Genomic DNA, 19,166 nt, shown 5'->3' on the forward strand with positions numbered 1-19,166 from the left:
TTTTAAACGGTATCTATATTAATACTTTGTCTTGTCTTGTTTAGAAGCCCAATCATTAAAGACTTCAACGGCTTCTTCTTGAAGCATTTGCTTAAAATGAATTTGTCTGTCCTGCATTTCAACTTCTAGCTCATCATATATAAACTGGTCATCAAAATCTATAGCCTTTGCATCTGCTTTATCACAACCATAATATACTGCCTTTGGTCTGGCCCAATAAATAGCACCAAAGCACATTGGGCAGGGTTCGCAAGAAGTATAAATAATACAATCTGTTAATTGAAACGTATTCAGTTTTTTACAGGCATCTCTAATAACCACCATTTCTGCATGTGCAGTAGGGTCGTTCGTAGAAGTTACCTTGTTATGACCTTCGGCTATAATTTCTCCATCTTTTACAACTACGGCACCAAAGGGGCCGCCTGCATTTGAGTTCATTCCTTTTGCTGCCATTTCTATGGCTCTTCTCATAAAAAACTCGTGATCTTTCGTCATATTTATAAAATTCTAATGGTATATATTTATTATTTGGGGATGCAAATTACGCCTTTTAGATGCAATTCTAAGCATAGGTTTTTTTTGAAAGAGAATGTTCTTTTTGGGTAATTGTTAAAAAAATTATGAAAGATTTTGATTTTTATCCGACTTAGTTTAAAACCAACCAATTAGAAAAATGCTCAAGATGAATTATTTAAAGAGGTAAATTTCTCAATTATACCTCTTAAAATCTAATCAACTGTCGTGTAAAGTAACTCTATTGAATTTATAGTTTCTGTATACTGTTGATAATCAGTAATATTGGTTTTTGTTAAAATTAGATATTGAAAGCAATTACAAAATATTGGTTCTTAGAAGGATTTAGCCTTTTTAAAAAATTGGGGATGCCTTCTATGATGAAACTCTGCAATCTATTGGAGATGGAACATGTTGATAAAGGCAATATTATCGACATGGGAGAAAGGGATAAAAATTGCATTTTCTTCTTAAAAAATGGATCTGTTAAAATTATCGACTCTGAAAATAACATTGTTAAGTATGTTGTGAAAAAGGGAAATATTTTTGGAGAACTCTCTATCTATGATAAGGATAACTCGTCTAAAGAAGTTGCCATAGCTCTAGAAGACGTAGTCATTTGTTATATAGAATCTGATATGATGGAAGGCTTAATGGAAGAGTATAAGTCTTTGAAAAACGGTCTGTTAAAAATATACGGTCTTCGTATTAGAAAATTGGAAACAAGACTGCAAGACCTATTATATAAGGATAGCAAAACTAGAATATCTGAATTTATTAAAGTTTTTATAGAAGAGTTTGGTGAAGTGGAAAAGGACCGGATAGTGGCAAAAAACTTACTCTCTCATAAAGACATTGCCAACTTGACCAATACCTCTAGGCAGACGGTAAATAACGTATTGAGCATAATGCGTAAAGAAAACATCATTGATTATGATTCAAAATTTATATCGTATTCAAAGAAAACTATATAACCATTTAAACATACATGTAAAATAAACCAACTATTATGAAAAAGTTCTCCCATTTTCCCCTAACATTCTCTTTAATATTATTTGCGAGCACTATATTTTCACAAGAAATAGAACAGTCTATTTATATTACCGGTAATACATGGGATATTTCAGATACTGAAGTGCTTTCTGAGATTTCAAAAAAATCGCAATTGGTAAATAAACCTACCGTATTAATTTTAGGAAACGCTGCACCTAAAACTGAAATTGAAAAATCATTGGATATACAATTGTCTATACTATCAAATCTAGGCAAAGATGTCATTTTTATACCTGGTGATAAAGAATGGGTAAATGGCTACAAGGGTGTTTTTGATATAGAAAAATACATACAGAAAAATAGCAAAGCCAAATTTTCTCCTGATGATGCAGAACCTATTAAGCATCAAGATTTGGGAGAAAACGTAGAATTGATTACGGTAGATTCTCAATGGTACTTAGAAAATTGGGACGATCATATTTATATTAATGAAGAATCTGAAATTCAGAATAGAACATTATTCTTTTTAGAATTTGAAAATCGCATAAAAAAAGCACAAGGTAAAATTGTTTTTGTAGCGCTACATCACCCAACAAAAACGAATAGTAAACAAGGTTTTCTTAGTAATATCGGAGGATTCTCTACACAAGAGTTTCAGAATAAGCAATACCGTACGCTTAGAAACAGGTTAAAAACTATAGCTAAAGGTGCGGATAACGTTATTTTCTTGTCCGGTAAAAGTGGAAATTTACAATATATAAAAGGTAATGTACCACAAATTATAAGCGGAGCGGCTGGTAAGCTTAAAGCTGTAAATAATGGAGGACAAGATGATTTTTCTATTGCTGAAAAAGGTTATGTACGTCTAGATATTACTACTAACGGTAGTGTATTGGCAAAGTATTTTACCTTAAAAAACGGAACTTTTAATGAGGTTTTTAAGACGACTGTTCTAAAGAGTGAAACTGAAGATTTAGAAATTTACAACTTCGATAAAAATTTAGGAGCCAAAAAATTAGCGGCTATTTATACCAAAGAGGCTACTACAAAAAGTGTATTCTATAAAGCACTTTGGGGTGAACATTACAGAGAATTTTATGGTAAGGAAGTTGATGCTCCAATTGTTTTTTTAGATACATTAATGGGAGGTTTAACGCCGTTAAAGCGAGGAGGCGGGCAGCAATCAAAATCACTTAGGTTAGAAGATAAAGAAGGTAAGCAGTATGTTATGCGTGCTCTAAAAAAGAGTACTATAAAATTTTTACAGGCAAATGCTTTTCAAGAGACTTATATTGGCGATGTTCTAGATGGTACAACAGTTGATAAATTTTTGGCCGATTTTTATACGACTTCAAACCCATATACTCCATTTGTTATAGGTGGGTTGTCTGATGCGGTTGGTGTCAATCATACCAATCCTATTTTATATTACATTCCTAAACAAGAAAGGTTAGGTGTTTATAATGATGAGTTTGGTGATGAGTTATACATGATTGAAGAGCATGTTGGCGATACACAAGTAGAGGCAGAGGGTTTTGGGAAACCGTTAAAAATATTAAGTACTGCTGATGTTTTACAAGAGATAAACAGATCGGGTAAATCGGTAGTAGATGAGCCTTCTTATATCCGTGCAAGAATATTCGATATGCTTTTGGGAGATTGGGACCGTCATGAAGACCAATGGCGCTGGGCACTTTATAAGAATGAAGACGGAACGGAATATTGCAGTCCAATACCCAGAGATCGAGACCAGGCATTTTCAAAGTACGACGGTAGTTTAATTAGTTTTCTGACAAGGGTAATTCCCGGGTTACGTAAAATGCAAACTTATGATGAAGAACTTAGAAGTGTAAAATGGTTTGCATCATCTCCCTATCATTTGGATTTAACTTTTATTCATGCTTCTGGATGGGATGAATGGGAAAGACAAACTGATCATATTCAAAATGAACTATCAGATGCTGATATTGAAAATGCCTTTGAGGCAATTCCTGAAGAAATAAAAGGACCGGTTATCAATGATATAAAGCGTAAATTAAAAGGCAGACGAGATAACCTTAAAAAGATTTCAAAAGCGTATTACCTTCATTTGAATAAATTTCAAGTAGTTACTGGAACACAGAAAGCAGATGATTTTACCATAACTAGATTAGCTGATGGTAAGACTAATGTAAAAATAGATCGTAAAGATTTAGGCCTGTTAAATCACACATTTTCTAAAGATATCACTAAAGAAATTTGGCTGTTTGGATTAGATGGGAAAGATACGTTCACTGTGGAAGGGGAAGGTAACCAGCCTATAAAAATTAAAATAGTAGGAGGAAAGAAAAACGATACCTATGACTTTAAGAATACGCGTAAAGTAAAGTTATATGATTATAAGGATAAGGAGAATACTATTATAAATAAAAGATCTAAAAAATGGTTGGTAAATGATTATGAATTAAATAATTACAATCACAAAAAAGTAAAGTATAATTTTAATCAGTTATTGCCTATCATAGCATTTAATCCAGATGATGGGGTTAAATTAGGAGTGTTGAGCAATCATACATCATATAGTTTACAACGTAATCCCTTTACCTACAAACACAGTATTAATGCTGCATTTTATACCAGTACATCTGGTTTTGATTTGTCATATAAGGGTGAATTTTCTAATATATTTCATAACTGGAATTTTGGTTTAGAAGGTTTGTATACCAGTCCTAATTTCTCTGAAAACTTCTTTGGTTTTGGTAATGAAACAAATTATGATGTTGACGAGGAAGATTTAGATTTCAATAGAATCAGAATCAGTAAATTTAAAGCAGCGATTTCATTAAAATGGGAAGGTATTAATGGAGGTTCTTTTTATTTTAAACCTTTAATAGAATCTTTTGAAGTTGATAATACGGAAGGTCGTTTTCTGGCGCAAATACCAGAGACTAATGCAATTTTTGATAGGCAAACATATACGGGTGTAGAAACTGCTTATAATTTCAAAAATAAGAATAGTGCCGCATTTCCAACTTTAGGGCTAGATGCAGGATTGACCATAGGTTATAAAACAAATATAGATAATACCACTGCGGATAATAGTTTTGGCTATATACAACCAAAATTGGTCATTGATCATAAGTTGACCAAAAGCGGGAGTGTAGTTTTTGCAACAAAAATTGCAGGTGAAGTTTTGATCGGTGATGATTTTGAATTTTACCATGCAGCAACTATTGGTGGTATTAATAGTTTAAGAGGATTTAGAAATGAAAGATTTACAGGGAAACGATCTTTTTATCAAAATACAGATATAAGGTTTCCTTTAGGAGGGTTAAGAACTAGCCTTGTTCCGTTTAGATTTGGACTTACCGGTAGTTTCGATTACGGTAGGGTTTGGGTTGAAGATGATACCTCTAATAAATGGCATAATTCGGTAGGTGCGTCAGCTTGGCTTATAGGAGCCGAAGCATTTACGGTAAACCTAGGATATTTTAATAGTGTAGATGGGGGGCGTGTAGTCTTCGCACTAGGCTTTTCATTTTAATTAAAAACTACCACCAATGAAAAAACCAATTGTAATTACCAAACTAAGCACTTTAGAAAACAAAAAACCAGAACATGCATTAGTCAATGGTTTGGATTTAGTAATCGTAAAGTTTGATGATGAAATATCAGTGCTTTACGGTAGATGTTTACATAGAGGGGCATTAATGTCAGACGGTCATGTAGATGGTCATAATCTTATTTGTGGTGTTCACGGGTGGGATTATAGAGTAGATACCGGAGTTTCAGAATACAATAACGCTGAGGTGTTACATAAATTTACTACTAAAATAGAAGGGGACAATTTGTTTGTAGATGAAGAAGAGATCGATGCCTATTTAGTTAATAATCCGCAGCCTTTTAATAGAGACGCGTATTTAGGTGCATACGCAGATACCCACCCTGAAGAAACAGAACCGTATACCGGGTACATAAAGGAACTTGCTACAAACGGGTTAAAAAACTTAGGTCATCACGGATTCTCGGCTTCCATGGGAGTAGATAGAAATACGTTGCCTAAATGGAGCGATATACAGTTTCTGCCAGCACAATTGGCAAGCAGACCTCTGTTAGATGAAGATGCCGTAGCAACAAAGGTGATTATTGGTCCAAATGCCAAAAAGCCTTTACATCTAGACATTCCACTCTTTGTTAGTGATATGAGTTTTGGAGCGTTGTCTCGTGAAGCAAAAATTGCATTGTCTCGAGGGGCAGAAATGGCAGGTACGGGTATTTGTTCTGGAGAAGGCGGAATGTTACCCCAAGAGCAAGAAAATAACAGCAGGTATTTTTATGAATTGGCTTCGGCTAAATTCGGTTTTTCTTGGGATAAGTTAGACAATGTACAAGCCTTTCATTTTAAAGGTGGACAAGGCGCTAAAACCGGTACGGGCGGTCATTTGCCTGGGTCAAAAGTAAGTAAGGAAATTGCTGAAGTTAGAGGATTGAAAGAAGGGGAAACTGCTATTTCACCTGCAACTTTTCCAGATTTTAATGGCGTAGATGATTTTAAATCTTTTGCCGCTCAAGTAAGAGAATATACAGGAGGTATTCCTATTGGATTTAAAATAGCGGCCAGTCATATTGAAAAAGATATTCAGTTTGCATTAGATGTAGGTGTTGATTATATCATTTTAGATGGTAGAGGTGGGGGAACAGGTTCTGCACCAACTATACTAAGAGACAATATCAACGTACCTACAATTCCTGCTTTGGCAAGGGCAAGAAAATATTTAGATAAAGTAGGTGCTACAGATGTTACCTTGATAATCACAGGAGGTTTACGAATTGCCGAAGATTTTGGTAAAGCACTTATGTTAGGTGCAGATGCCATTGCCGTATCTAATTCGGCTTTACAGGCAATTGGTTGTTTAGGAATGCGTGCTTGCGGTAGTAACAACTGCCCGGTAGGTATTGCAACCCAAAAAGAATCTTTGCGAAGTAGGCTGATAATAGAATCTTCTGCAAAACAATTACATAACTATTTTGATGCTACAAACAATCTGATTAAGGTTATTGCGAGAGCTTGTGGTCATGATGATATCTCAAAATTTAATTTTGATGACCTATCTACCTTTAATTATGACATGCATCGTCTTACAGGAATAAATTACGCAGGGATAAACGCTTAAAAATATACTATGAAAAAACAAATGCATTTAGCATCGCAATATTTAGCTGCTGCAGCAATCAGCTTTGTACTTGAAAAAGATGATGACAGCCATACGAACTTAGGTTGGTCTATTGAAAAAAAACAACTGGAAACCCACCCCTTATCATCAAGCGGAGATATACTTTCTTTGAATTATAACACTTTTTCATTAGAATGGAATTCTCCAAAAAATGATGCTTCTTTTACCCTAGATGGTAAAACACATCAACAGGTGCTGGAATGGTTGGTTAAAACTTCAAAGACATTTTTAGATAAGGTATATACCTATGAATTTCATTATGACTTGCCGTATACAATAAATGCATCGTATGCTTTCAAATTAAATGCATCAAAATTAAAAGAATTGGCATCTTTAAGAACCTTGGCACAATCTAGCTTGGTGGCTACGCTAAAAGAAACAGGTTTGGAATCTGATGTTCGCATATGGCCGCATCATTTTGATTCTGGAGCTTATGCTTGTTTAAATGATGATATAGCAGTAGGTTTTGGATTGGCAATTCCTGATGCTTTGGTAAATGAGCACTACTTTTATATTAGCGGATATAAAGGTCATAATGGTTTAGATACATCGAATTTTGATGCACTTTCTTTAGGCGAATGGAAAAACGATGGATTTAAAGGAGCAGTTTTACCAGCTACAAAAATTAATAAAGATCAGGCAGTTCAGTTTTTTACTGAAGCTATAAATACCTATAAATAATAATATGAAGGTAACCAGTCTTTCCTTAGAAGCCTTTAAAGAGATGGATTATTGGGCGGTAGAGAAATACAATTTATCCATTGAGTTGATGATGGAAAATGCCGGTTTGCAGTTGGCTAGATTAATCGCTAAAAAAGCAAATAAAAGTTCGGTAATAACCATTGGGGTAGGTAATGGCAATAATGGCGGCGGCGGTCTGGTCGCTGCTCGTAGACTTGCTGCCTGGGGTTACAATGTAAATTTAGATTTGGTTGTACCTATTAGCAAAGACCTACCAAAAGCTCAATTAGAAAGAGCATTGCTATTTGGGGCAAAGAAAGGTATACCGGAAACTACTGATATTTGGGTAGATGCCTATTTGGGGTTCTCTCAAAGATTACCGCTGTCTGATGCATTTGCCAAAAGTATTGCACTAGCCAACGGATCATCGGCATTTAGAATATCATTGGACATTCCCGTTGGTATTGCCAAAGAAGGTAAATTATCAGGGTTTAAGGCGAACCAAGTAATGACATTGGCAGCTCCTAAAACTATTTTGGAACAATTGCCAAACGAGGTAGAAGTATATGTGGCCGATTTGGGAATACCGAAATCTGTTTATGAGCATTTTAATATTAAGATGCCAAATTTTAATGAACACCAATTGATAGCTTTATAACCAATTTTGAGATGAACGATAAAGAAGAAGCCAAAGAAATTGATAAGCAATTAAGAAAAGAACTAGGTATTGATAAGGAGAAGCTAAAGGAATTAAAGAAGAAACTTTCAAAGATAGAACCACGATCAGAACGTGGAGCGGAGACTTTGTTTCGTTTGGTATCTAAAAATCAGTATACGTTGAATACGATGATAGATAGAAAATCAAATATTCTTATTTCCATCAATGCACTTATTCTATCTATTATACTGGGTACGGTATTAAGTCAGCTAGATAAAGATCCACATCTTATATATCCTGCAGTTATAATGCTTGCAACGAATCTTATATCTATTGCATATGCGGTATTTGCAACCAGACCAGAGTTAACACACGGAGATAGAAGTACCAATAACCTTTTGTTCTATGGTAATTTTAATACCATGAACGAAGAAGAATATACCGAAGAACTGACCGAGTTAATGTACAAAGGAGATGAGCTTTATAAGACCATTGCAAGAGATACTTTTCATTTGGGAAAGACTATAGATAGAAAATTTAAACTACTTAGAACTTCTTTTCATGTATTCTTAGTAGGTATTATTTTGGCGGTGATAGGATTTATAGCGTGCCATATTATGTTTGCCATGTAGTATTAATTTAACGGTACAGCGTTTGTTTTAATTCTAAAACAACGCTCTTCTCCCAGATAAAGAGGATTACCGTGTTTCTCGGACCAAAATCCGTCTAGAACATCTTTGCTAAGGCACTGGTACACTACAACACCTTTGTAAATATTTTGGTCATCGCCAGTATAGCTGAAATTTATCACCAAAATATTGTTCTTAAAAAAACCTGTACCAGTCTGTTTCTGAGTATTATTAATGGTCCATTTTGCAATAATTCTATTATTATCATCAAGGGATAATAAAAGTAGGCCTTTGTAATTGTGCGATTCCCCATCTTGGTTGCTTCCTATAATAGAATACGAACCAACTAATTCTTCAATATTCATATGGCATTCAATTAAAAGGCGAAAGTATTGAAAATTTCATTTGAGGTCTCCATAAAGCGAAGCCTACCCTTCATATGTTCCGTTTATGTTTTAATATTCTTTTTCATTTAAAATTAAACCTTCTATAATTTCAAGAGAGTTGTAGATTCTTCAGAAAAGAACAATCTTTAAACTTTAAATCAAACTGACAACGACCATGAGGAAAGTAACCGTGTATTTTGTAATATTATTTTGGTGCGGATTTAACATAAAGGCACAAGAACAAGAGTATGGAAAAAATCAGCCCTATTCTTCTTATTGGTTTGTACACGAGCTTTTAGAATGGTCACCAGAAAATGATAGGGAATCAAAGTTTAATGTAAGTTGTATTCCTTTGGCAGATCGGTTTTTAAATGATAGTACGGATTTAGGAGAAGGTTCACCAAAAATTCCGGGTATTATAGCTTTAATGGCACCTCATACCACTAATTTTCATCCTTCTCAAGGGTTTTCTTCGATAAAACAATATGCTTTTCCATTTTGGCAATACATAGATTATTTTGTGCAATGGGGTGGCTCAGCAAACGAAGGTATTATTGTGCCGCCAACAGCGTTCTGGACAGATGCTGCCCATAAAAACGGAGTAAAGAGTATAGGTACGGTGTTTTTTCCGCCCAACGTTTATGGCGGTAAGGAAGAGTGGGTGTATGAGTTTCTTGTAAAGAATGAGGATGGAGGCTTTCCTGTTGCCGACAAACTTATTGAAGTAGCTAAAACATATAATTTTGATGGCTGGTTTATTAATCAAGAAACGTATGATTTGGTGGGTAATATGGGGAAACTCATGCAAGAATTCATCACATATTATAGGGAACGATCAAATTTAAAATTGGTCTGGTACGATGCCATGATAGATGATTCACGCGTAATTTGGCAAGACGAATTAAACGAGCACAATCAAATGTATTTTCAAAATGGAGATACTAATATGTCTGATGTGTTTTTTATCAATTTTAGGTATCACGATGTCAATTTAGAAGATAGTAAACTTCTGGCCAATAAACTGGGAAGAAGTGAGTGGGATCTGTTCGCAGGTATAGACGTACAGTCCAAAAGTTATAAGACACCTGTAAAATGGGATGCACTATATAAGAACGGTAAACCTAATAATACATCTATAGGTATTTACTGGTCCAACTCTACCTTTGATATTTCTGAAAGTAAAATGCCAGAGGACGTATACCGTAAAGAACAAAATTTTTGGAATGGTGGTTCAACTATAGAGACTAGGTTTGGCGAAAGTACTTGGCAAGGATTCTCCAATTATTTTGAACCACGAAGCGTAATTAATGAACTGCCTTTTAAATCTAATTTCAATTACGGACTTGGTAGTTTTTACAATGAGAAAGGAAAAACGGTTTCAAGAGAAGAATGGCATAATTTAAGTATTCAAGACGTATTGCCAACATGGCAATTTCAGGTAGATACTACCAAAGTTGAACCTACCATTAGTTTTGAGGATAGCTATTTTGGTGGTAGTAGCTTATTTTTAGAAGCGTACGAGAATGCAGAACTACCTTTGTACAAGACAAAAATAAGTTTAGAAAAGAATGTGAATTTTAGCGTTGTCGCTAAAACTACTGGTGATATAAGTTTAGAGTTTTATTGCCAATTATCTAACGGGGAGATTTTAACCAATGCGCTAAAAAATTCACTTTCCTGGAAGAAAAACAATTTTAGAATAACCGCTCGTAAAAACGTTCGTATAATTAAAATCGGAGTTAGAACTAGGGGCAAAGGTAGTGCGTATTTAGGCGAAGTTGCCATAAACTCCAAACGCGAACCATCACCAACTACATCTCAATTTCAGGTAAATGGATTTTTAAATGAAAACAATGCCGAATTGTATGTTCATTTTAAAACTTTAGATGCTCCTGTATATCATAATTTATACTTTATAAATGAAGAAAATGACAAAATTTGGTTAGGTAAAACACCCTCTAAAGATTTTTATATTTCAAAAATTCCTACAAAAAATGGAAAAATAAAAATTGAAGTGCAATCGGAGAGTTTTGGTGGTAAAAAAGGTGAAATCATTAAAAAAACCATTGACATTTCTAAATGATACCATTTGATTTTTTAAAGAGAAAATTGAATTTTTTAGACAGATGGGTAAAGCTATTATATTGAAGAAAAACGACTTAAGTTGGTGAACTTAAATTGTAAAAAATTACATCAATGTTAATAGTATGTTATTAGAAAAAAATGACTATGGCCAACTTTATTAAAAATAATTTATACAATTATTAGCTGAAGTAATTCTTTAAGCAAATCTAAATTTAGAATTTAAATTTATCAATATAATACATTGATACAAAGGTATTTAGTGTGTGATTTGGAGAAGGTTGGCATTCTTCTATTTTTAGTTAAAATTGCAATTGTTGATAACCATGTTAAAAGCTTAACGAGGTAAATGTGAAAATAAGGTGATTAATTTTGGAACTTTACACCTCGCTTAATTAGTTCATCATTAACATTATTTTAACATGAAAATCACACAGGTCATAAAACGGGATTTTTCAACAAAACCCTTCCATTTACACAAAATTACAAATGCTATTTTAAAGGCTATGACAGCCGTTGAACATGGTGGTCCTGGTGAAGCTGAAATAATTTCCAATAATGTGCATTTAGCACTGTTAGAAAGAAAGAAATTAGACGATAATTATATTCCTACAGTAGAGGAGGTTCAAGATTTCGTTGAGAACAAATTAATGGAAGGCGGTTACTTTGATGTTGCTAAGGGATATATTCTATATAGAAATGAGCAAGCACAGAAAAGAAAATCGAACATTTTTGAAAAGCGAGTGAATCTAAAACCTTATGAATACCCTGCATTGTACGAATATGTATCGGCAATTAGACATTCATATTGGATACATACGGAATTTAACTTTACAAGTGACATTCAAGACTTTAAGACTGGCTTGAATGACATTGAAAGAAATGCCATAAAAAATGCGATGTTGGCCATTTCCCAAATTGAAGTTGCGGTTAAAAGCTTCTGGGGAGATATCTACCATAAGATGCCAAAACCAGAAATTGGTTCTGTAGGTGCAACGTTTGCAGAAAGTGAAGTAAGACATCATGATGCGTATTCTCATTTGTTGGAAATATTAGGTTTAAATGCAGAGTTCAAGAACTTGAAGAAAAAGCCTGTAATAATGAAAAGGGTTCATTATTTGGAAACGGCTCTTAAGAACTCTAAAAGCGAAGACAACAAAGAATATTCAGAATCAATTTTATTGTTCTCACTATTCATAGAGCACGTATCGTTGTTCTCTCAATTCTTGATAATCATGGCCTTTAATAAACATAAGAATATGTTTAAAGGTATCTCTAACGTCGTTGAGGCAACCTCAAAAGAAGAACAGATCCATGGCGATTTCGGAATTGACATCATCAATATTATAAAAGATGAGAATCCTACATGGTTTAACGTAGAATTTAATAGTACTGTTCAAGATATGTGTAAAGATGCATTCTTGGCCGAGAGTGATATTATAGATTGGATTTTTGAAGCAGGTGAAATAGATTTCCTTCCTAAAAACTTAATCAAGGAATTCATTAAAAAGAGATTTAATGATTCGATAGAAAGTATCGGAATCGAAAAAATATTTGAGGTAGACGAAGAATTATTATCTCAGACAGAATGGTTTGATGATGAGATAATCGGTACCAAACATGGCGATTTCTTCGTAAAGCGCTCCATCAACTATAGCAAAAGAACACAAAGTATAACCAGTGACGACTTATTTTAAATGAACGATTCAAAAATTAACTTAGAGACTAGCGTAAAGGAAGAAATTAAGCTGAATGGTTCTAATGAACTGGTACAAGCAAGAAAAGAAGCGCTTAAAAGTATAAAACAAGACAAAGAAGAAGGGTTTAAGTGGTTAAATCAAGATAGTCGTAACTTCTTGGCTTCTGGTTATTTAACTCCTGGAGTATCAGCCGAAACCCGTATTCGTGAAATTGCCGATAGAGCGGAGAAAATATTAGGTATGCCTGGTTTTTCAGATAAGTTCTATGGGTATATGAGTGAAGGTTTTTACTCATTGGCATCTCCGGTATGGTCAAATTTTGGAAAAGAAAGAGGATTGCCAATTAGCTGTTTTGGCTCTAATATAGCCGATGATATGGGTAACATTTTGTACACCCAATCTGAAGTAGGTATGATGTCTAAATTAGGTGGTGGTACCTCTGGTTACTTTGGTAATATTAGACATAGGGGAGCAGAAGTTAAAAATAATGGTAAAGCATCTGGTGCGGTACATATTATGCAGCTTTTTGAATCTATGGTAGATGTCGTAAGCCAAGGTTCTGTACGTAGAGGTCGTTTTTCTCCTTACTTACCGGTAGAACACGCTGATATTGAAGAGTTTTTGGAAATTGGTACTGAAGGTAACCCTATTCAAGAATTGACTCATGGCGTAACTGTTACGAATGAGTGGATGCAAGAAATGGTAGATGGTGACAATGAAAAACGTTCTATCTGGGCCAAAGTTTTACAGAGAAGAGGTGAAATGGGCTACCCATATATCTTCTTTAAGGATAATGCCAACAATGGTGCTGCAGATGTATACCAACAAAAAGGTCATAAGATTTATGCTAGTAACCTGTGTACGGAGATTATGTTGCCATCTAGTGACGAGTGGTCTTTTGTATGTGTATTGTCTTCTGTAAACGTTCTGCATTACGATAAATGGAAAGATACAGATGCTGTAGAAACTATGGTATTCTTTTTAGATGCCGTAATTACGGAATTCTGTGAAAAATTAGAAGTATACCGCGATTCTGAAAATAGAGAAGATCGCCAAACCTTTTTGTTCATGGAACGCGCTTATAATTTTGCAAAAGACAACAGAGCGCTAGGCTTAGGAGTATTAGGTTGGCATTCATTATTACAATCTAAAATGTTGCCTTTTAACAGTCAAGAAGCCTATAATCTAAATAGTGAGATATTTAAGACAATTAAAGAGAAATCTTATAGTGCTTCTGAAGAGTTGGCAGATAAATTTGGAGAGCCAAAGGTTTTAAAAGGTTTTGGAAGAAGAAATGCGACATTGAATGCAATTGCACCTACAACGTCATCTGCATTTATATTAGGTCAGGTTTCTCAAGGTATAGAACCAATTTGGTCAAATACCTACGTAAAGGATATTGCCAAGGTAAAGACAACCATAAGAAATCCGTTCTTAGTTGATCTTTTAGAGGAGAAAGGCATGAATACTACAGAGGTGTGGAGAAGCATTCGTGATTTTGATGGATCTGTACAGCATTTAGATTTCCTTTCTGATTTGGAGAAAGATGTATTTAAGACCTATTCAGAAATTGACCAGATGGACATTATCTATCAAGCAGCAAATAGACAAAACCATATTGATCAAGGTCAATCCGTTAACATTATTGTTCATCCAGAAATGCCAGTTAAAGAAATCAATAAGATTCACGTAACAGCATGGAAATTAGGATTGAAGTCACTGTACTACCAACATAGTATGAATGCTGCTCAAAAATTCAAGCAAAAGAAAGATTGTGCTAGTTGTGAAGCATAAATAATTGTTCTAGAAATAGAATATACAGTTTAAGATCCGGTGTTTTAGAGAACGAAAACGTTCTGCTAAGGCACCGGCTTTTTTTTATTAAACAGTTTGTGCTGTTATCATAGCGTAAATATGTTCAGCGTATAAATTCTGAGAGGTTAAAATATGTTAAATAATAAGGTATATTAAACCATTTTTAAATTTTAAAGTCATATTTAATTGCCTTTATGATAGTCTTTGATATCATTTTTTATTTAGTTGAAAATATGGTGCTAAAACCTTGTTAAATATAGCTTAAGATATCCCCAAAATAGGTGTTTAGGTTTAGATTTGTTAGTAACCAAACTAACTAAAAACAATCCACCACCTATGAAAACAAAATACATTGTTTACGGTATCTTGCTGATAGGGTTGACCGCTTTGATCGTTTATCGAATAAATGCCAATAATGAAATTGGAGAGCCTAAACTGTCAGAGGAATCATCAACAGCTACAACCGTAAAAGGCCTTGTTTTACAAGAACAAGAATTTAATGACAATATTTCTCTCTCTGGAACTATTGAAGCCAATGAACAAATAGAAATTAGAAGTGAAATATCAGGAGTTGTAGAGAGTATCAATTTTGAGGAAGGTAGTAAAGTGGTAGAAGGTCAAGTACTTTTTACTGTAAATGATGTTGAGCTACAGGCACAACTTTCAAAAGTACAAACGGCACAAAAATTAGCTTCTGAAAATGAACGAAGGGCAAAATTGCTTTTAGAAAAGCAGGCTATTAGTCAAGAGGAATATGAAATTGCAAGTGCGGATTTTCAGTCCGCAAGCGCAGAATCACAACTCATACAAGCCCAATTATCAAAAACTATTGTTAGGGCACCGTTCTCAGGTACCATTGGTTTACGTTCCATATCAAAGGGAACCTATGTTACACCATTAACACCTATTGCTAAATTGGTAAATACCAGTAAACTTAAAATCACCTTTTCCATACCCGAAAAGTATGCATCCCAGGTAGAGATTGGTACAAATCTCACTTTTACTACTTCAGACGCCAATATAAATCATGAGGCTACCGTGTATGCTATAGAACCTGAGGTTGAAATTGCTACCAGAACCTTGAAAATGAGAGCAATTGCAGAGAATAGTGAAGGGAAAATTTATCCAGGTACTTACGCAAACGTTCTTTTGCCTTTAGAAAGCGTTGATAATGCGTTATTGGTTCCGTCAGAATCTTTGATTCCGGTACAGAACGGTAAACGCATTTTTATATCTGAAAAAGGTAGGGCGAAAGAGATAGATGTAGAGATTGGTACAAGAACTGGAAATGAAGTTAGGGTTTTGACAGGCTTAAAAGCCGGTGATACCATTTTAACTTATGGCGTGATGGCCTTAAAAAATGGCACACCGGTGGAAATAGATTTTAATCAACCAGAAGCAAGAACAGGGGAATAATGAATCTATCTACTTTAAGCATAAAAAGACCGGTACTTGCCATAGTAATGAATGTGACCCTGGTTCTTTTTGGTATTATAGGTTACACGTATTTAGGAATTAGGGAATTTCCCTCAATTGATCCCGCACAAGTTTCGGTAAGAACTACTTATTCTGGTGCCAATGCAGATATTATAGAATCTCAAATTACCGAACCACTGGAGAAGGCCATTAATTCTATTGACGGCATTAGAAATTTAAGCTCATCTAGTGTACAAGGTTCAAGTTCTATTAATATAGAATTTAATCTAGACAAAGATCTAGAAGAAGCAGCAAACGATGTTAGGGATAAGGTGTCACAAGCAATTAGAAGTTTGCCCGATGATCTTGACTCTGCACCTGTGGTGTCTAAATCTGATGCGGATGCACAAAGAATATTGTCAATGACCGTTCAGAGCGATAATAAAAATATTCTTGAATTATCCGATTATGCTGAAAACGTCATCGCTCAAAGAATAGAAACCATACCAGGCGTTAGTAGTGTGCAAATTTGGGGTCAACGAAGATATGCCATGAGGCTCTGGATAGACCCTTTAAAACTTTCCTCATATGGATTAACGGTTTCAGATGTACAAGATGCATTATTGGCACAGAATGTAGAATTACCATCGGGAAAATTAACCGGCGATAACACAGAGCTAACAGTAAAGACCATAGGTAATTTAAGTACTGAAGAACAATTTAATAATATCATTATCATGGCAGATAATGATAAGTTAGTGCGTTTAAGTGATATAGGCCAAGCTTCATTAGAGGGTGAGAACATGGAGACTAAAATGAGTGATTCTGGTCAGCCCATGGTAGCTACTGCGGTAATCCCACAACCCGGTACTAACTATTTGGAAATCGCAGATGCTTTTTACGAAGAATACGAAAACCTTAAAAAAGATTTACCGGAAGGCTTTAAATTGAATATTGTAATTGACGACACCGTCTTTGTAAGACGGGCGGTTACCGAAGTAGCCGAGACCTTACTTATTTCGGTAATTCTGGTAATATTGGTCATCTTTGTTTTCTTTAGAAATTGGTCAATGGCCATGCGCCCTTTAATTGATATTCCTGTATCCTTAATTGCTACGTTTTTCGTAATGTGGTTGTTTGGTTATTCAATAAATGTTTTAACACTTTTGGCTATTGTATTGGCAACGGGATTGGTTGTTGATGATGGTATCGTTGTGACCGAAAATATTTATAAAAAGGTAGAAGAGGGTATGAGTCCCATTGAGGCGGCTATCAAAGGGTCTAATGAAATATTTTTTGCTGTAATATCCATATCAATAACATTGGCAGCCGTATTTTTGCCCGTCATCTTTTTAGAAGGGTTTGTAGGAAGGCTATTTAGGGAGTTTGGGGTAGTACTTGGAGCAGCTGTACTAATTTCGGCATTTGTGTCTTTATCGTTAACTCCCATGCTCAATGCCTACTTAATTAAACCGGGCAAACAAAAGCAAACAAAATTTTATCATGTAACTGAGAAATACTTTTTGCAAATGAATAAATCCTATGCAGAATCGCTAAGGGTTTTCATGAAAAGAAAATGGTTGAGTTTCCCTATTCTAGCGGGCTGTATAGCTTTAATTGCGGTATTTTATATTCTTCTACCAAAAGAAACGGCTCCTTATGATGATCGTAGCTTTATACGTTTAAGTGTTAATGCTCCAGAGGGTTCTTCTTATGAGTATATGGATAGGTTAATGACCGATATTACCGAATTGATAAATGATTCGGTACCAGAAAAAAAGGTGAGTTTGGTTTTGACTTCACCTGGTTTTGGTTCTTCATCTGTGAACAGCGGTAGGGCTAATATTGCATTGGTGGATCCTAGTGAGCGTGATCGATCGCAAAGAGAGATAGCCAATGATTTAGGTGAATGGGCAAAAGCTTATGTAGGAGGAAAATCAAACGTATCGGAACGCCCAACTATTTCAGTGAATAGACGTGGAGGTCCACCGATACAGTATATTATTCAAGCTCAGAATTTTGATAAGTTAAAGGAATACATACCGGAATTTATGGCAGAAGCTGAGAATGATGAGACCTTTTCTTATGTAGATGTCAATTTGAAATTTGATAAACCGGAGCTATATGTTTCCATAGATAGGGAGAAAGCGGAGACATTAGGAGTATCTGTTATAGATGTAGCCCAGACTTTGCAATTGTCATTAAGTGGTCAGCGTTTTGGCTATTTTTTAAAGAATGGAAAACAATATCAAGTAATAGGTCAGTTTGATAAGGAGGATAGGAATGCCCCAATGGACCTCACATCTATATTTGTAAAGAACAAGGACGGATTACTTATTCAATTGGATAATTTGGTACATACTACCGAGCATAGTAGTCCGCCACAATTATATCATAACAATCGCTATATGGCAGCAACGGTTTCAGCAAATCTTGCGCCTGGAAAAACTATAAATGATGGTATTGCCGCAATGGAAAGAATTAAAGAAAATGTACTTGATGATACCTTTACCACTGATTTGGGAGGTGAATCTCGTGATTTTGTTGAGAGTAGTTCCAATACACTCTTTGCATTTGGACTAGCATTATTACTGATATTTTTGATTTTAGCGGCTCAATTTGAAAGCTTTATTGACCCTTTTATTATCATTTTAACGGTGCCTATGGCGGTTGCCGGTGCACTGTTTTCATTGTGGTTGTTTGGGCAATCTTGGAATATATTTAGCCAGATCGGTACTATAATGCTAATTGGTCTTGTAACTAAAAATGGTATTTTGATTGTTGAGTTTGCAAACCAATTAAGGGAGCAAGGTATTGAAAAAAGTGAGGCAATTATGAAGGCTTCAGAATCAAGGTTAAGACCTATTTTAATGACCAGTTTAACCATTGCATTAGGCGCTCTACCAATTGCGTTATCTCTTGGAGCAGCATCAACTAGTAGAATAGGTATGGGGGTAGTAATTATAGGAGGTACCATGTTTTCTTTGCTATTGACCCTTTTTGTGATACCTGCCCTGTATTTATTGTGGTCTAGGGAGAAAGTAGAGAGACCGGAATTTAAAGTACTTGAAACCAACTAG

General features: G+C 34.9%; 13 protein-coding genes. 11 read left to right on the forward strand and 2 right to left on the reverse strand.

Annotation, left to right across the window (positions count from 1 at the left end; translation table 11 throughout):
* Positions 1–18: 18 nt before the first annotated feature.
* Entirely contained in the window at positions 19–495 is a 477-nt protein-coding gene (locus I600_RS15520; RefSeq protein WP_058105469.1) for a nucleoside deaminase, read from the reverse strand.
* Between the two features lie 326 nt (positions 496–821).
* On the opposite strand from I600_RS15520, the gene I600_RS15525 reads away from it, so the two are divergent.
* The 6 genes from I600_RS15525 to I600_RS15550 are packed head-to-tail and all read left to right on the forward strand — an operon-like array spanning position 822 to position 8,690.
* On the forward strand, positions 822–1,487 hold the full coding sequence (locus tag I600_RS15525) for a Crp/Fnr family transcriptional regulator (protein WP_058105470.1): 666 nt from the start codon (positions 822–824) through the stop codon (positions 1,485–1,487).
* A 35-nt stretch (positions 1,488–1,522) separates the two neighbouring features.
* Complete coding sequence (locus I600_RS15530) at positions 1,523–5,029, forward strand: metallophosphoesterase family protein (RefSeq protein WP_058105471.1); 3,507 nt, start codon at positions 1,523–1,525, stop codon at positions 5,027–5,029.
* A gap of 16 nt (positions 5,030–5,045) precedes the next feature.
* Positions 5,046–6,659, forward strand: coding sequence for a glutamate synthase-related protein (locus I600_RS15535; RefSeq protein WP_058105472.1), 1,614 nt, complete (start codon positions 5,046–5,048; stop codon positions 6,657–6,659).
* Between the two features lie 9 nt (positions 6,660–6,668).
* Complete coding sequence (locus tag I600_RS15540) at positions 6,669–7,400, forward strand: hypothetical protein (protein ID WP_058105473.1); 732 nt, start codon at positions 6,669–6,671, stop codon at positions 7,398–7,400.
* A 4-nt stretch (positions 7,401–7,404) separates the two neighbouring features.
* Positions 7,405–8,058, forward strand: coding sequence for an NAD(P)H-hydrate epimerase (locus I600_RS15545; RefSeq protein ID WP_058105474.1), 654 nt, complete (start codon positions 7,405–7,407; stop codon positions 8,056–8,058).
* Positions 8,059–8,069: 11 nt separating this feature from the next.
* A complete protein-coding gene (locus I600_RS15550) occupies positions 8,070–8,690 on the forward strand; it encodes a Pycsar system effector family protein (protein ID WP_058105475.1) in 621 nt (206 codons plus the stop codon).
* Between the two features lie 2 nt (positions 8,691–8,692).
* Here I600_RS15550 and I600_RS15555 read toward each other — a convergent pair whose 3' ends face one another.
* Positions 8,693–9,052 (reverse strand): hypothetical protein, encoded by a 360-nt coding sequence (locus I600_RS15555; RefSeq protein WP_058105476.1) that lies wholly within the window; start codon positions 9,050–9,052, stop codon positions 8,693–8,695.
* A 196-nt stretch (positions 9,053–9,248) separates the two neighbouring features.
* On the opposite strand from I600_RS15555, the gene I600_RS15560 reads away from it, so the two are divergent.
* The 5 genes from I600_RS15560 (at position 9,249) to I600_RS15580 (ending at position 19,166) form a co-directional block, all read left to right on the forward strand.
* Positions 9,249–11,156 carry an endo-beta-N-acetylglucosaminidase gene (locus tag I600_RS15560; protein WP_058105477.1) on the forward strand — a complete coding sequence of 636 codons (1,908 nt, stop codon included), beginning with the start codon at positions 9,249–9,251 and terminating at the stop codon, positions 11,154–11,156.
* Positions 11,157–11,577: 421 nt separating this feature from the next.
* Entirely contained in the window at positions 11,578–12,852 is a 1,275-nt protein-coding gene (locus I600_RS15565; RefSeq protein WP_058105478.1) for a ribonucleotide-diphosphate reductase subunit beta, read from the forward strand.
* The gene (locus tag I600_RS15570; RefSeq protein ID WP_058105479.1) at positions 12,853–14,649 is read left to right on the forward strand and encodes a ribonucleoside-diphosphate reductase subunit alpha; all 1,797 of its coding nucleotides are present in this window, start codon (positions 12,853–12,855) and stop codon (positions 14,647–14,649) included.
* A 357-nt stretch (positions 14,650–15,006) separates the two neighbouring features.
* Positions 15,007–16,086, forward strand: coding sequence for an efflux RND transporter periplasmic adaptor subunit (locus I600_RS15575; protein WP_058105480.1), 1,080 nt, complete (start codon positions 15,007–15,009; stop codon positions 16,084–16,086).
* Positions 16,086–19,166, forward strand: a complete 3,081-nt coding sequence (locus I600_RS15580) for an efflux RND transporter permease subunit (protein ID WP_058105481.1) — start codon at positions 16,086–16,088, stop codon at positions 19,164–19,166. The genes I600_RS15575 and I600_RS15580 overlap by 1 nt, the downstream gene beginning before the upstream one ends.

The sequence above is a fragment of the Maribacter dokdonensis DSW-8 genome (genome assembly GCF_001447995.1).
In the GTDB taxonomy this organism is placed as follows: domain Bacteria; phylum Bacteroidota; class Bacteroidia; order Flavobacteriales; family Flavobacteriaceae; genus Maribacter; species Maribacter dokdonensis.

Bases quoted from the DNA above. Each gene is read 5' to 3' on its own strand.
- I600_RS15520 (WP_058105469.1), bottom strand. From the start codon at position 495: ATGACGAAAGATCACGAGTTTTTTATGAGAAGAGCCATAGAAATGGCA.
- I600_RS15530 (WP_058105471.1), top strand. From the start codon at position 1,523: ATGAAAAAGTTCTCCCATTTTCCCCTAACATTCTCTTTAATATTATTT.
- I600_RS15535 (WP_058105472.1), top strand. From the start codon at position 5,046: ATGAAAAAACCAATTGTAATTACCAAACTAAGCACTTTAGAAAACAAA.
- I600_RS15540 (WP_058105473.1), top strand. From the start codon at position 6,669: ATGAAAAAACAAATGCATTTAGCATCGCAATATTTAGCTGCTGCAGCA.
- I600_RS15545 (WP_058105474.1), top strand. From the start codon at position 7,405: ATGAAGGTAACCAGTCTTTCCTTAGAAGCCTTTAAAGAGATGGATTAT.
- I600_RS15550 (WP_058105475.1), top strand. From the start codon at position 8,070: ATGAACGATAAAGAAGAAGCCAAAGAAATTGATAAGCAATTAAGAAAA.
- I600_RS15555 (WP_058105476.1), bottom strand. From the start codon at position 9,052: ATGAATATTGAAGAATTAGTTGGTTCGTATTCTATTATAGGAAGCAAC.
- I600_RS15560 (WP_058105477.1), top strand. From the start codon at position 9,249: ATGAGGAAAGTAACCGTGTATTTTGTAATATTATTTTGGTGCGGATTT.
- I600_RS15565 (WP_058105478.1), top strand. From the start codon at position 11,578: ATGAAAATCACACAGGTCATAAAACGGGATTTTTCAACAAAACCCTTC.
- I600_RS15570 (WP_058105479.1), top strand. From the start codon at position 12,853: ATGAACGATTCAAAAATTAACTTAGAGACTAGCGTAAAGGAAGAAATT.
- I600_RS15575 (WP_058105480.1), top strand. From the start codon at position 15,007: ATGAAAACAAAATACATTGTTTACGGTATCTTGCTGATAGGGTTGACC.
- I600_RS15580 (WP_058105481.1), top strand. From the start codon at position 16,086: ATGAATCTATCTACTTTAAGCATAAAAAGACCGGTACTTGCCATAGTA.